Genomic DNA, 13,980 nt, shown 5'->3' on the forward strand with positions numbered 1-13,980 from the left:
GCTTAAGGAAATTCAATCATGCTACTGTCACTGAGAAACATGGAAATCCAACTTGCTGAAGGGAAACCGCTGGCTTTTCGAGGCGCGCGCAATGTATATCTCGAATGCACTGAAGGGATGGTGTGGATCACTGCCGAAGGTCAACCTGGCGACTTCCTGCTTGTCCAGGGTGAACGATTGCGCATCGAAAACAACGGTCTTGTACTTGTTCAAGGTTTACCCTCTGGCGCCATCAGACTCATCAGCGAGGCGCCATGGTCAATTCTCCTGGCAAATCGTTTCAATCGGTGTTTCCATCTTCTGGCGATACTGCCTCGACTTGTACAGGTAAAGTGCCATTCAAACAGACCGTCAAAATGCTGAATTTTTTTCGTTCGGTTACTTCTCAAGTTAAGTAAACAATGAAAACACTTTCAGCCCAATGGCAAAGCACAATACTCGGCATGCTTGGGATAAGCCTCACTCTCCCCGCCACGCGGTTGGCGATCATCGAACTCGATCCCACTTTTGTTGGCCTCGATCGAGCAATCGTTGCTGCAAGCATAGCTGAAATTGCGCTCACAATGGTTGATACTCCGAGGCCAGTTAGAATGCAGTAGCTCCGATTGGGTGGAACTGCAATCGGTGTTGTCATTGGCTTTCCATTTCTGTCTACTTGGGCGATGAAGACCATACCTGCGGCTCACGGGGCAGTAGTCGTTGGCCTTTTGCCATTAGTTACTGCTCTATTTGGTGCATGGCTGGCTGGTGAACGCTCACGGCCAATTTTTTGGGTATCAACAATAGTGGGGAGCATAACCATTGCATTTTTTGCGCTGTCGTCGGGTGGAGGTTCTTTTCAAACTGGAGACTTTCTACTCTTAGGTGCAGTGTTTTCTACAGGATTTGGCTATGCCGAAGGAGCCCGTCTTTCAAGGGAGCTCGGCGCTTGGCAAACGACCAGTTGGGCGCTTGTTATTTCAGCCCCAATATGGTATTCCCTGCGTTCGAAACTATGCCTCATAACATCGACTCTGACGGTTGGCAAAGCCTATGCGGGTTTACTTACGTCAGCGTGGTCAGCATGTTTTTGGCCTTTGTAGGAATAAGTGTACGAACCGCTACTACGGTAGCTCACCACACACGCGCTTCAAAATTTGCGACAGACTCTGGTACTTGCTACTTCCCTTTATCCAGATGCGCGACTTTGAGCTTTACCCGGGAGCGATAATTGTTGGGATCTATGCTGTGCAAATTGATCTTCTGATGGATCGCCCGCGGCGTAAGCCCCAAAGACTTCGCTACCTCGCTGACATTGCCGCGGAAACGGGTAAGCGCCTCCTTGAGGATTAGCGCCTCCACTTGTTCACCCGCCCGCTGTTTCACCTCCTTGAGGGACAAGTCAAGGGGTTGTCCGGCGCTTGCTGGCGTACCGACACTGGTTTGGGGAAGCAGCAGCTCGGACATCATAGGGCCGACTGAGAACAGGAACGAGCGCTCCAGTACGTTCTCCAGTTCACGTACGTTTCCGGGCCAATCGTACTGCATCACCTGCGCCATCGCAGTCTCGCTTAATGCATTAATAACTTTGTTGTACTTCGCGGAGAGTTGCGCAAGGATGTGATTAACGAGGGGCAAAAGATCCTCGTGACGTTCGCGTAGTGGTGGGAGAAGGATGGGTACCACGTTTATTCGGTAGTAGAGATCCGTCCGGAAAGTTCCTTCGGCAATGAACTTGTCTAGCCGCATACTGGCCGCGGCGATCACCCGAACATTCGTCGAAAGGCGCTGTTTCCCACCCACTCGCTCGAACTCACTACCCTGAAGCACCCGCAAAAGGCGCGCTTGGGCGGCGAGAGGCAACGAATCGATCTCGTCAAGAAACAGACTTCCGCCCTCTGCCTGCTCAAACAGGCCGTGGTGGACTTCGTAGGCACCGGTAAATGCACCACGTTCATGTCCGAATAGTGTAGTCTCGACTAAATTTTCTGGTATTGCGCCGCAGTTCACCGCGACAAAATTCCTGTTCCTGCGTTCACTCACGGCGTGGATGCGCCGGGCAATGACCTCCTTGCCCACGCCGGTCTCACCAGTAATCAGCACGGTCGCTGAAGTTGGTGCTACTACCTTTACTATCTCCAGAGCATGGAGCATGGCCAGGGATTTCGCCACGATGGGAGGTTTATCAGCATCCTCTGGCTCGCTAACACCGCACCAAGTTTTCCCCTGCCGCAGCTCTCTAGTGATGTGAGCTTTGACTGTAGTCGCCCGACCGCGGATGACTCCCTGTTCCCGGTGATATTCGTCTCCCTCAAAGGAGGCAGCTTTCTTGAGATCGGTATAAATGCGTGCCTCGCACACCCCGTCTCCCATCGCAATGCGTTTGTCCAGAATCACCTTTGCGTAGCCGAAATTACGTGCTGCAATCCCGCCGAAGACACTGGACGTCATTTTGCAAAGCTCTGGGGCCTGCATGACAGCTTCCCCAAAGGGGCAGCGCGTGTTGACCACTCGCACCATGCCCGGTTCGCTTGATGCACGGGAAAAATTTCCGCCGATCTTATTCTTGATCTCAACAATCATGTCCGCGTACTTGTCATGATCCAAGGGTCCGTCTTGCGCCAACTTTTGGCGATATGCGGTCTCAAAGCAACCACTCGCGGTGAGACCAAGCTGCTCGATGTAATTGAGGCGATCATTACCTTTGCCGCCCCCCATCTTTGCGCTGACCTCAATGCTCTGGGCAACAAAGGTTTGCAAAAACAGGATGGGACTAAGATGGGAAAAAAGCTTATCGGGCATAGTGGTTCTCCTCAAATCTGACACCGCTATCGCAAGTCGCGCGCTATTGTGCGCTGGGCTTAGTCATTCCAAGGTTCCGCGATGGCTATCTGCCAAGGCTACACCAAAAAATTGATTGCGTTTAAGAATGTTGGTGATGCCCACATCCGCACCCAGGTCCGTGTACATGTTTTTCCTGGCCCGGTTTCGGCTGAAGTGAGCGCATTGCCAGATCACGGCCACGCGCCATGTTGCCATGCGTCGCGGGGGCCGAGAGGATCACTTTTTCAGTCGTGCCCCCACATACCGAGCAATCCGGGCTGGACGCGTTGATTGCATGACGTGCTTCGAATTGCAGCTTGCATTGTGTACACAGGTAATCATAAGTTGGCATTTGGAACCCCCATCCATTGTGTTAACGCGTTTCTCAGAAATGCTAAGACGTGGACACCTGTTACGCCAGGCAGCCCACGTTTCCGGCTTTCTCTTTTGGACTTAGCTCCAACGAGGCGGTTGCTTCCCTTTGACGCCGAACTGGGCTGAGGTGACATCGGTCCTTGCCCGTTTTTCAGGGTCTTGGGTCGGCGCCCTCAACCGACGCGTCTCAACCTCCCAGACCCAGCCGCTGATGACCACATCCTTGGGAATAAGGGGATGATTTTTAAATGCCGCTATTGTTTTCATGCAGGATTCGTCCACATCGTCCATCATCCCGATCCACTTGGCGAACGCGCCTTTCTCCAGCTTCAGTTCCGGCAGCGTCGGGTCCATCGCGATATTGTCCGTATCAATCCCCTTGTCGCGTAACATCTTTTCCAGATCGGTCGCATTCGCAGACAACATGCCGCATTGTGTATGCTGCACGATGACGATTTCCTTGGTGCCAAAAAAATTGCAAGTCAGCATCGCCGAGCGAATTGCATCGTCGGTGACGATTCCTCCGGCATTACGGAAGCAGTGTGCATCCCCACCGCCGGCCGGTGTATCTACGTGAATGCCGAGCGCTTCATCTACCGGCAGGCGTTCGTCCATACAGGCAAGTACCCACAAGCTTCGGTTGTTATGCCCATCCGGTCCATAGCGGCGACGTTGTGCCCAGAGGTCATATGCGGCGACGTGTGTGCTCAGTTGCTCTTTGAGAGTGGTCATTTTGAATCTCCTCGGTAAAAGTCTGCAAATTTAAAACCCCTAGAGCGGCCTAATTTCTTCGGTAGCAGCCCAAGGGGATTGGTAACGGGGGTTTTACCCGCACACTTAAATTAGCAAGACTCGTGCCAGATAATAATCATAGCAAAAACAATGGCTTAAATTTGCACGTACTCTCTCCAGTGATTTTATTTTTCTGCTGAAAACAAGTTAAGTGCGCATAACATATTGAAAAATATAAATAACACTGAAATGAAGTAACGCTTCATAGTGGGAAGTGATGTTGCTTGTTGCGGGGAAAATTGAGGCAAACATTGTCCATAAGGACTTCCCTGTCAACACCTAGGACTGAGCAGCAAATTTTACTGTTACCGATTTGCCCCCTGTTTTAACCGAAAGTGACTACCAGCGAGTTCGAAGCGAATGACAGTCCCTTCAGGGTCGAAGGCTGCCAACCAGCTTATCTGCAAGCAGACACTCGAGTCTATTTCTCTGAATTTTTTCAAAAAAATGTCGTGACTGGCCGGTGTTGAGCATAGAGCAGCCACTAGCGCTAGATGCTAAAACTGGTCCATTGATTCTTTAGCAGTCATTCGTTATCACAGATTTTCTGGCCTCGCTGACCGGCAACTTAGGCCGAACTTCAGCCCATACTGGTGATCGTGACTTACTTCCGATTCTCGACCTAAGCGGCCACTTGCCTTTACGCTGAACTGAGCGCCAATAGCGCACACCTGTAGGGTGTCAGACCGCACTACCATAGACCTATTGATGGTCGGGGAAGAAAGGACGCCGAGGAGCGGGCCAGCCTCCAGAATCCATCTCTGCTGCCAGATCGGCGCTTACTATGCGGCGCAGTGCTGAAGCGGCGATAAACTGAACACTCAATGCTAAGCGCACAACCTCCAGTCGGGCAGACCTGCCGGACTATATCGGCTATCGACGTAAGGCGGTAACCTCGACACGATTGATGCTACCAGTGGATCATCGCGATGTGGACTTGCCTGCGCCAAGCGTTCGGCAAGAAGAGTGAGATTATGACCTCCTTTGCCTTTAAACCCATTCGGATCGGCACCATTCCAGACGAGAGCACCTTACATCGCCAACTCGGCAACCATGCAGATTGGCTGAATCACGGAATCCACACTAAAGGTTGAGGGCAATATGTTCGCCACGTCTTCGAGGTTCGACTTCGCCATTCTCCACAATGTCGCTGCATTAACGCAGCGATCATCTACTTCGTTCAAGCCGTATGTGAAATCGTAGAGATCTGCGAAAGCAAATGACGCCTCCGAGGCAATATCATGCCTCTGTCGGCACCACGCCCACCATTCCTCAATGCTATTAAACCCGGTCGCTTGCCAAGGCTCAATCGATTGCCCGCCAAAGATGACCGCTAAAGTGAGCTTGCGTACTCGATCGACGGATACGGCTAAACCGACACCAGCACCTGGCCAGGTCGTATTCACCTCGGGCACCAGTTCGGCATAGGCGTCCATAATCTTTTTGACCTCGGGATTTCTCCCAACGCCAAGAGCGAAGGCTGCCCCAAGCAATTCCGTTGCCGCACGGAAAGGACGTTGATGCAGATGCACGCCTTCCTGCGCGTACTTAACGTCGAGTTTATGAAGATCGTCTTTTGTCCAACTCGCCATTTACGTTTCTCCCAAGCCCATAGCACTTGTTAACGCTGTACAAATCTTTCTAGCGCCTGAAATGCGGAGTCCAGGATTCCATGAGGGATTGCTCGCCTTCCTCGTCCTCTGGGTCTGGCACGTCGATGTCATACAGCACAGTAAGGGTCTTGCCATAACGGCCAAGCCCGACAACGTCTTCGCTGATCTCAATGCTGCGCCGTCCGCCGAACCAATGCTGAAGGTTGGAAGTTTCCTCGATTCGGACTCCGTGCAACACGTTGGTTGGAACCTTGTTGAATGCGGATGTGGTCGTATTGCGCGGCAGCCCTTCTCTTTTCCTAAGCCAGTTAATGCCGTCAACGTTTTTGATCGCCTCAGACATAAAGCAGTGGTCGATAATCCCGCCACGGCTGATGACTATTGCAACTGGATCGCGGGTGCATTGCGTATACCGAATAGCCGTAGCATGCAGCGAGGTCTTACACAGCGCCGCAAGATTTTCGATAGCCGCAAGGCCACTACCAGCCTTCTCAAGCGCTGGGAAGAACAGATGGCGTGGCATTAGAAAGCCTGCGGCAAAACGATCCGCCTCCGCTTCATACTTGTCGCCTGATGAGTACCCTGCGCGCGACGCATGTGAGCCGGTGTCACCTGCAATAACGGCGTCGACATGTCCGGGCAGGAAGTAGTGCCCTAGCTCATGGGCAACGCTGAAGTTTTCAAACCCTTCGTTCTGATGGTGTGTAGCGTAGGCAATCGCGAACTCGCTATCATACCGTACCAACATTCCCGAAACGCCCTCGTTTTCCATGGGCTTTGCGACAACATCGATTCCTCGTCCGCGAGCTATCCCTTTCGGATCGATGGGTAACGTAACGATCCCTAGGCCCTTGACAATTTGTTCCGCAACGAGCGTAGCAAAGGCGTAGGGATCGGTTGTGATCATGGTTTGCCTTTCTCCTCGGCGCGTTTGGCCAACATGGTTATGAGCTCGTCGGCCATCTTCCGATCCGACCCATCAAGCGACTCGTAATGGCGGTGGAGGCGATCTGCGCCAGCGAGGGCCTTAAACTCTTCAACGCGGCCCAGAAGGTAGTCAGTAGTGACATCGAGGCTATCAGCTAGGATGCGCAGATTATCGAAAGAAGGTTTGCGGGTACCGGTTTCAAAGTGGGAAATGGCGGAAGGCTGCATACCAGCTTTCTGGGCCAGTTCTGCCTGATTCAGTCCGCGATATTCACGCGCTCTACGCAATCGGTCTGGAAAAACAGCGGATGGGGGTGTTGACAAATTCATGACGATTCCGTATAGTTAACATTGACTATTTCGTCACGGCCCAACAGGGCCTCTCTTTTGGCCAGGAGCATGACGAATTCGTCACATTATAGATGACGCTCCTGGCGCAAGCAAGAAAGGAAATTCCATGGCTGACGTACAAGTAACTTGCATTTTGAAGTCTCACCCGCAGAGCACACACGAACACATCACACATCTCGGCAACCCGGCCGCGAACTGGATATGGACTCGTGAATCGGTGATCAGCAGCATCGACGCCAAGACTAATACGTTCTACGTGTTGGATGTGGCCAACAGCAAGCGTGCCGACATCGGAGTTGTCCGCGAGACGGGGAAAGCTCCATATCTTCGCACCTATGCGGATGGCCGTTGGAACAACAACCTGTTGTCCCTGAATCAGTGTCCGTTGAAGCAACATTAATCTACCTAAGGAGCACCACATGGCAACGACAAAGAAACCCGGTGAAAGCACCGGCAATAGGGGTGGGATTTACCAAGAGGTAGGTCCCCGTGGCGGCAAGCAACCAAACTACACCACTGTGCCGGACAACCGGCAACTTCCCCCAACGACCAAGCCCGGGCACACCTGGACTCCGGTTAAGGTGACGCCGGACAGTAATCGCTAACCCGTGCGACGCCTTATTAAACGAGCGGCTACAGCCGCTCGTTTTCTTTGGCAAGCGGACGCTCGTTAACGACTTGTTCTGTCGCTGTTCGACGTCAGCTTAGGCCGACATGCAGACAACTTCCCTGTTAGACTTGACAGTCTGTTGACAGCATAGAAACTTAGCCCATCTTCCTTGCCAAGTCTTCGGCCCGCAAATGTGTATAACGCTTAAGCATCTGGAGTGTCTTGTGCCCTGTAATGCTGGCCACCTCCATAGAATCGAATACTCCACGTTCGAACAACCTACTAGTCGCTTCATGGCGTAAATCGTGGAAACGGAGATTTCGCAAGAAACCTGGATTTGAATCCCTACCAATCTTTTCACATTCGAGCGCGTACTCTTTTCTGGCCCGCTTTAAAGCTGCTGCAAGCGCAGCCCTCAATTGGACTTTATCGACGTTAAAAACCTGACCACCCTTGATTGGCCTAGTCAACCCCTTTAGGACAGCCACCGCTTTGGTCGACAGAGGAACTACGCGATTTTCACCATTTTTGGTGTCATAGAGGGCTGCAGTTCCGGTCCCATCGTCATGGTACGTAATATCTTTCCATTGCAGTGATAGTAATTCGCCGCGCCGCATCGCAGTTTCCACTGCAAGTTTTGTAATTGGCAATACGAATTTATTGCGCGCTTTCCCCAGCTGTGCATAGAACCGAACCTCTTCCCCAGATTCAAGACGACGGTCACGCGACGGGCCATTACTGGGTAGCTCAATTGACGAAGCAGGGTTACTAACAGCCATCCGCCAACGTTTTAAGGCTATGTTATATAAGTGTGAGAGAATGAGTGCGTACTTGCGTCTGCCGTTATCGCTCATCCCCTCATCTTTAAGGGTAGATAGAAACATTGCAATATCATCGGCAGAACAGCTATAAAACCCTATTTTGGCAATATCGTAACGTTTCAGCTTGCCAATCTTATACTTCTCTTCTGCCGCACCCTTTTTTAATACTGTCACTTCCCGCAGATAACGATCAAGTGCTTTTGATATGGTAAAACTTGCCGCCTCTTGCTTCTTGATTCGCGAAGCAACGACCCGCTTAAAATCCGGGTCAAGTGCTTTGGCAACATTTTTTGAATCACGAAAAGCACGGGCTTCCAGAATGGTATCGAACGTCTCAGTCACACGATGACCGTTCACCATCATTTTGACCTGAAAGCTGTACTCACCCCGCTTGTATATCCCTTTCTCGACACGAACGAAATCCGCCATATTTTTCCCAAATTGTCCCAATTAATCAGATATATTTTGCTGAAATCAGTATACAGACTTGATATTGCCGATTTCAAGGTCAGGACTCAAAATCCCGCGACTGTGAGGTCATGGGGGTTCGATTCCCCCTCCCGGCACCAAGGAACACTTCTAAGCAGTTCAATACAGAATAATTCAGCAATAAAAATCAGCAGTTTACCTAGTTAGTCAGTACAAACCCTTTCAACACAATTCAATTGAACTTTAATGTGGTTGGGGGTATAAATGGGGGTATAAGTTTTCACCACTTAACTTAAGGTGCTGATTATATGCCACTTACTGATATTGCCACACGCAAAGCCAAGCCAAGAGCCTCTCAATACAAGCTAGGGGCTGGCAATAGCCTATATCTTCTAGTACATCCTAACGGTTCAAAATATTGGCGCATGAAGTACCGCTTCAACGGTAAAGAAAAAACCTTATCATTCGGCCAGTACCCAGAAATTTCCTTAGATAAAGCCAGAGAGTTGGCGGCGGATGCCAAGAAATCGATAAAGGCTAGTATTGACCCAATGGCAAAAAGTACGCACAGCACTTTTGAATCTGTAGCAAACGAATGGCACGATAGCAAAGCCCTGCCAGGTACAAACGCCAAAGCAACAAAATGGGCACCCGTTACCGCAGGCAAAATTAAAGCCATGCTTGAAAATCATTTATACCCCCATATTGGCAAAAGGCCGATTGCTGAAATTGATTCAGACGAATTACTAACAACACTCCAAAAGATAGAGTCAGATGGCAAGCATGAAACGGCTAATCGCGCATTGCAGGTATGCGGACAAATATTCCGTTATGCAGTACGCAAGAAAAAAACCAGTTCCGACCTCAGCGTATTGATTCGCGGCGACTTAATCCAGACTAAAGAAAAAAATCACGCTGCCATTAAAGACCCCAAGAAGTTAGGCGAATTACTCCGCAAGCTAGAGAATTACCAAGGATATTCCACAAAGTGCGCCTTAAAACTCATTGCCATGCTATTTGTGCGCCCCGGCGAGCTTCGCCATGCAGAATGGGCAGAGTTTGACCTTGATGCTAGCGAATGGCGCATTCCTGACCACAAGATGAAAATGAAAACCATGCACCTTGTACCCCTATCAACTCAAGCTGTAACGATTATCCGGGAGCTACAAGCTTTGACGGGTGACAGCAATTATCTTTTTCCTGCTATCAGCAACAACGATAAGCCTATGAGCGAAAATACCTTAAATAATGCCCTAAGACGCTTAGGCTATGACACGCAAGCGGATATATGTGCTCATGGTTTTAGGGGTACTGCCTCCACCATTCTTCACGAACAAGGCTGGCCACATGAAGCAATAGAGCGACAACTTGCTCATATTGAAGGCAACAAGGTGAGCAAAGCCTACAACCACTCGCAACACTTACCCAAGCGCAAAGAGATGATGCAAGCATGGTCAGACTATCTCGAAGGGTTGGCCGCTGGTGGCGAAGTAGTCAACATAAGAGCGGCTTGAAAATGACAACAGATAAAATTAATCCCAATTCTATGCATGTACCAGATTGGTGGATGCCTGATTTGAAGCAGCGTTTTGAGAGCGGCGAAGAATGGGCGATAATGCAGGTTATTCATACCTGTGCTAGCAAGGGATGGGCTTTACCTGATTGGGCTGCACTTGCTTACATATCAGCATTCGAAAAAATACAGAAATCCGATGAAAAATCTTGGGATGACGTATTTGGTAAGCGTCATAAAAAGGGTACCAATCTAAACGCGACTAACAAGAAAAAAAGAATAATGTGGCCATTGTTTGGCCATGTTCAACACATTATTGAACATTCCCCAGAAACACCAATTGATAATGAATTTTTTGAGCAGGTAGGCAGTAAGTTTGCAATCGGTAAAACATTAGCAAGTAAGTATTACTACGAAGCAAAAAAAAATGCAGAACTTTGCTGACTTTCCACAAATTTTGAAAAGTTTGCGGTTATCGCGATAGTAATTGAATAACTAGTATTCCAATCATGCAGGGCCATTCGGTCTTGTGCAATCCGGTTTTACTTAAGGAATTTGCAAACATGGCTGAGATTACAAGAAAATTACTACGCATCAACACACTGGCTGCAAAACTGGACGTTTCTACCAGCACCATCTGGTACTGGCTAAAAAACGGGAATTTCCCCAAGCCTATCAAGCTTGGTGCAAACTCAACGGTATGGCTAGAAAGTGATATAGAGGCATGGCTTCAATCCCGTATTGAAAACGGGGTGCAATAATGAGAGCCGCTACACTCACCAAAGCAACAGCGGCTCCCGAACAACAATGGCTGTTTAACCCAACAGATTTATTTTACCCTAAGCTACCAAACCGCAATAGTCTCGCATGGCGTTTATTAGATGTTTTGCTTGCTGGCAATTCTCTAACACAAATTGAATGGCTGGATAATTCATGGAGGCTCGGTGCAACAGTTTGGGATTTGATTCGGCTTGGCTGGCCGATTGATTCTCACCCAGTACCACACCCAGATAAACCTGATACGGCAATAGCGCGATATTCCTTGCCTAAATGGGTTATCGCTTGGCATGACGGTATTGGTGCCAATCATGAATAGGCTCGAATGGTTTGAACGCCTTGAAACACTCTTAAACCGCTTTTCATACCTCGGCATTGATGCTGATATAGCCTCGCTTACCTTATTTGAGCTATGGGCGCTTTATTTGCATCTATCACGGCTGGTGGATGCCCAGTAATGGCGGCAAGTCAGTTATTAAGAATTGGCAAGCTAAAGGGTAGCGGACGTTTGCTTGTCGCTGCTAAACACAACAGACGAACGATTCAGGCAGAGTTAGGAGCAGATAGCCACATTGATGCTACACGCTCATGCTTGAATTATTCGTTGGTTGGCGCTGAAACCCCTGCACTTATAGCAAGCCAAGCTAAAGACTTAATGCTCAATGCTGAAATAAGCAAGTTGCGAAAGGATGCTGTTCAAGGAATTGAAATAATCTTTTCGCTACCCCCTGCCAAGCATCAAGAAGATACACGTCAATTTTTCTATGATTGCATGACCTGGACTTGCAAACACTTTGGCGGCGTTATCTTGTCATTCGATGTTCACCTTGATGAAGCTGCACCACACGCACACGCATTGATTCTACCGCTAGAAAATGGCCGCATGATAGGCTCGGATATGGTTGGAAATAGAAAACACCTCAGAGCGTTACAAGATAGCTTCTATATCCACGTTGCTAGTAAGCATGGATTAAGAAAACCAAACCGAAAACTATTGGGTTTTGCCAAAACAGACACAGAGCAAGCTATCTTGAATCATCTAAAGAATGATTCTGTGATGCTTTCCGCTTGTTGGCCTCTTGTTCGTGATTTAGTTCATCAAGACCCTTTCCCATTTGCTGAACTTTTAGGTATCAAACCAGCAAGAAAAAGAGATAACCGAACGTTTACACAAATAATGATTAGCAAAGGTAAAGGACAAACCCTATAGGGTTCAGTCATCAATAAAACATCAAACCCTATCCTGTGTAGGGTTCGTTATTTTAACCATGCAAATTGAAAAGCGAAAGTTGTATATAAAGCGGCATTGCTGGAAATAATGAATGCAACGCGAACGCTCGGACATACTTATTAAGGGTGCTAAATGACCAGCATTCAAACGAATCAGGGAAAGGCGATAGTTTCAAATCCATTCACTGGTTAATCCAATACAACCATATCATATTGCTTCCCTGCATTATCTTGGCAGACACCCAAACCAGTACCATGACGGGAAAGATTAACTGTAAATTCACAACGTATAGCATCGCCTTTTGCATTTGTTGCTAGCAGCCTTCCATTACCCGAGCCTTGTTCAAATGTATTTCCAACAGTGGTGCCATACGCTTGTCCAAAACCTGTTCCATAAACTGTGTTATTTCCAGAAGTTGCACTTGCATTTGTATTTAATGTAGCAGTTGAATTGGATATATAAGTTTTAACTCTACCGGCATCCAATACAAAAGTGCCCGAGTAGGTGTTTCCATTCAGCGAAATTTCCACTGTTTTTTTGAATCCATATGCAACTCCCTGACCAGATGCACCTGGCTCTCTAGGGTTAATTGTAAAATGGTGCAGGGATTCACAACCAAAAAGAGTTAAGGTTGTAAACAATGCCACAGTGAATTTTAAATTACGCATGCATCTCTCTCCGAATTTGCCTGACCCAGTTTGCAACGATAGCACGGATTTTTAAAGCTAGTGCACAGCCAATACTTTAATAGCGATTACCCTTTCAAGTCCGTTTTATACGGCATTTAACGGACAAGTCAGTCATTTAACTTATTGATAGGTCAGCTATAAAATTATCTTTTACTACAATGTGTTAGATACCATAAAATGAATGGTTGCTTTCCTTCAAGCTAGAGTTGAGTCAACAACCATTTTAAAAGGTAAGTAATGGCTGATTTTGATTGAACGCTTTATCTATAGTAGATAGCAGTAGAAAACATAATGAGTGAAATTTATATTTAATCGGTTCAATAAACAGTGTCAAGCAGCATGCGAATGGGGGTATAAATAGGGGTATAAAATTAAACAAGGCCAATGAAACCTTTATATATATTACGTTTCAGATTGCTTGTGGTGCCCCCTCCCGCACCAAGAAAATCATAAAAAAAGCAGCCAGATCTGGCTGCTTTTTTTATGATTTCAATTTAACTGAAAGCTTCCTACGAGAAAAATCAGGCAACCTGTACAGGAATCTCCTGGCGCGTGTTCACAATACAGTTTTTTTCATCCACGTAAACAAGCTGCGGATGAAATTTTTGCAGCTCCAATTCATTGTATACCGCATAGGTAGTAATAATCAGAATATCATCTGGATTCGCCTTATGCGCAGCAGCACCATTGACTGAAATGATACCTGAGTCCCGCTGAGCACGAATGGCATACGTGGTGAAGCGTTCACCATTCGTCACATTATAGATATCAATCTGCTGATATTCGCGTATATCTGCAGCTTCCAGCAATGTTTCGTCGATCGCACACGATCCCTCGTAATGCAATTCAGAATGCGTCACATGTACACGATGCAGCTTGGACTTCAGCATAGTTCTTTGCATAGGATATTTATTGCGAAGCTGTATAAAGGGCAATTATTATACCGCCTGATCAATTTTGAAACAATTACGTAATTTTTTCTTTTAAAAACAATCACCAAAAAACACAAACCAAAATTCCTGCCTTCAAAAAAACCACTTGCCGCCAACT

The 13,980-nt window shown here is 48.0% G+C and carries 19 protein-coding genes; 9 read left to right on the plus strand and 10 right to left on the minus strand.

The window, feature by feature from the left end:
• Positions 1–18 precede the first annotated feature (18 nt).
• Both EDC63_RS09650 and EDC63_RS09655 read left to right on the plus strand, forming a co-directional pair.
• Positions 19–363 (plus strand): DUF2917 domain-containing protein, encoded by a 345-nt coding sequence (locus EDC63_RS09650; protein ID WP_124946578.1) that lies wholly within the window; start codon positions 19–21, stop codon positions 361–363.
• Positions 364–605: 242 nt separating this feature from the next.
• Positions 606–1,082, plus strand: coding sequence for a DMT family transporter (locus EDC63_RS09655; protein ID WP_124946579.1), 477 nt, complete (start codon positions 606–608; stop codon positions 1,080–1,082).
• A 76-nt stretch (positions 1,083–1,158) separates the two neighbouring features.
• Here EDC63_RS09655 and EDC63_RS09660 read toward each other — a convergent pair whose 3' ends face one another.
• The 7 genes from EDC63_RS09660 to EDC63_RS09685 all read right to left on the minus strand — a co-directional run bounded on the left by EDC63_RS09660 (position 1,159) and on the right by EDC63_RS09685 (position 6,839).
• Positions 1,159–2,781, minus strand: coding sequence for a sigma 54-interacting transcriptional regulator (locus EDC63_RS09660; RefSeq protein ID WP_132920921.1), 1,623 nt, complete (start codon positions 2,779–2,781; stop codon positions 1,159–1,161).
• Positions 2,782–2,902: 121 nt separating this feature from the next.
• A complete protein-coding gene (locus EDC63_RS09665; protein WP_124946581.1) occupies positions 2,903–3,154 on the minus strand; it encodes an FmdB family zinc ribbon protein in 252 nt (83 codons plus the stop codon).
• Between the two features lie 101 nt (positions 3,155–3,255).
• Positions 3,256–3,909, minus strand: coding sequence for a beta-class carbonic anhydrase (locus EDC63_RS09670; RefSeq protein ID WP_124946582.1), 654 nt, complete (start codon positions 3,907–3,909; stop codon positions 3,256–3,258).
• A gap of 762 nt (positions 3,910–4,671) precedes the next feature.
• Positions 4,672–4,806, minus strand: a complete 135-nt coding sequence (locus tag EDC63_RS18965) for a hypothetical protein (RefSeq protein WP_262982415.1) — start codon at positions 4,804–4,806, stop codon at positions 4,672–4,674.
• Positions 4,807–5,000: 194 nt separating this feature from the next.
• Positions 5,001–5,561, minus strand: a complete 561-nt coding sequence (locus EDC63_RS18800; protein ID WP_223248289.1) for a hypothetical protein — start codon at positions 5,559–5,561, stop codon at positions 5,001–5,003.
• A gap of 49 nt (positions 5,562–5,610) precedes the next feature.
• Positions 5,611–6,489: an ImmA/IrrE family metallo-endopeptidase gene (locus tag EDC63_RS09680; protein WP_124946583.1), complete on the minus strand. Its 879-nt coding sequence runs from the start codon at positions 6,487–6,489 to the stop codon at positions 5,611–5,613.
• Positions 6,486–6,839: a helix-turn-helix domain-containing protein gene (locus tag EDC63_RS09685; RefSeq protein WP_124946584.1), complete on the minus strand. Its 354-nt coding sequence runs from the start codon at positions 6,837–6,839 to the stop codon at positions 6,486–6,488. The genes EDC63_RS09680 and EDC63_RS09685 overlap by 4 nt, the downstream gene beginning before the upstream one ends.
• 127 nt (positions 6,840–6,966) lie before the next feature.
• Between EDC63_RS09685 and EDC63_RS09690 the strand changes: the two genes are divergently transcribed.
• Positions 6,967–7,260: a DUF3892 domain-containing protein gene (locus EDC63_RS09690; protein ID WP_124946585.1), complete on the plus strand. Its 294-nt coding sequence runs from the start codon at positions 6,967–6,969 to the stop codon at positions 7,258–7,260.
• A gap of 365 nt (positions 7,261–7,625) precedes the next feature.
• On the opposite strand, the gene EDC63_RS09700 is transcribed toward EDC63_RS09690, so the two are convergent.
• Positions 7,626–8,720 (minus strand): site-specific integrase, encoded by a 1,095-nt coding sequence (locus EDC63_RS09700; RefSeq protein WP_124946587.1) that lies wholly within the window; start codon positions 8,718–8,720, stop codon positions 7,626–7,628.
• Between the two features lie 308 nt (positions 8,721–9,028).
• Between EDC63_RS09700 and EDC63_RS09705 the strand changes: the two genes are divergently transcribed.
• The 6 genes from EDC63_RS09705 (at position 9,029) to mobV (ending at position 12,220) form a co-directional block, all read left to right on the plus strand.
• Positions 9,029–10,234, plus strand: coding sequence for a tyrosine-type recombinase/integrase (locus EDC63_RS09705; RefSeq protein WP_124946588.1), 1,206 nt, complete (start codon positions 9,029–9,031; stop codon positions 10,232–10,234).
• A 2-nt stretch (positions 10,235–10,236) separates the two neighbouring features.
• Positions 10,237–10,677, plus strand: a complete 441-nt coding sequence (locus tag EDC63_RS09710; protein WP_124946589.1) for a hypothetical protein — start codon at positions 10,237–10,239, stop codon at positions 10,675–10,677.
• A gap of 119 nt (positions 10,678–10,796) precedes the next feature.
• On the plus strand, positions 10,797–10,994 hold the full coding sequence (locus EDC63_RS09715; protein WP_223248290.1) for a helix-turn-helix transcriptional regulator: 198 nt from the start codon (positions 10,797–10,799) through the stop codon (positions 10,992–10,994).
• Positions 10,994–11,329, plus strand: a complete 336-nt coding sequence (locus EDC63_RS09720) for a hypothetical protein (protein ID WP_124946591.1) — start codon at positions 10,994–10,996, stop codon at positions 11,327–11,329. The genes EDC63_RS09715 and EDC63_RS09720 overlap by 1 nt, the downstream gene beginning before the upstream one ends.
• Entirely contained in the window at positions 11,322–11,468 is a 147-nt protein-coding gene (locus tag EDC63_RS18555; protein ID WP_165922965.1) for a hypothetical protein, read from the plus strand. Before EDC63_RS09720 ends, EDC63_RS18555 begins: the two co-directional genes overlap by 8 nt.
• The gene (gene mobV / locus EDC63_RS09725) at positions 11,468–12,220 is read left to right on the plus strand and encodes a MobV family relaxase (RefSeq protein ID WP_165922966.1); all 753 of its coding nucleotides are present in this window, start codon (positions 11,468–11,470) and stop codon (positions 12,218–12,220) included. Before EDC63_RS18555 ends, mobV begins: the two co-directional genes overlap by 1 nt.
• A gap of 209 nt (positions 12,221–12,429) precedes the next feature.
• Here mobV and EDC63_RS09730 read toward each other — a convergent pair whose 3' ends face one another.
• Complete coding sequence (locus EDC63_RS09730; protein ID WP_124946593.1) at positions 12,430–12,909, minus strand: hypothetical protein; 480 nt, start codon at positions 12,907–12,909, stop codon at positions 12,430–12,432.
• 542 nt (positions 12,910–13,451) lie between these two features.
• The gene (gene panD, locus EDC63_RS09735; protein WP_124946594.1) at positions 13,452–13,832 is read right to left on the minus strand and encodes an aspartate 1-decarboxylase; all 381 of its coding nucleotides are present in this window, start codon (positions 13,830–13,832) and stop codon (positions 13,452–13,454) included.
• Positions 13,833–13,980 lie beyond the last annotated feature (148 nt).

The sequence above is a fragment of the Sulfurirhabdus autotrophica genome (assembly GCF_004346685.1).
GTDB lineage: Bacteria > Pseudomonadota > Gammaproteobacteria > Burkholderiales > SMCO01 > Sulfurirhabdus > Sulfurirhabdus autotrophica.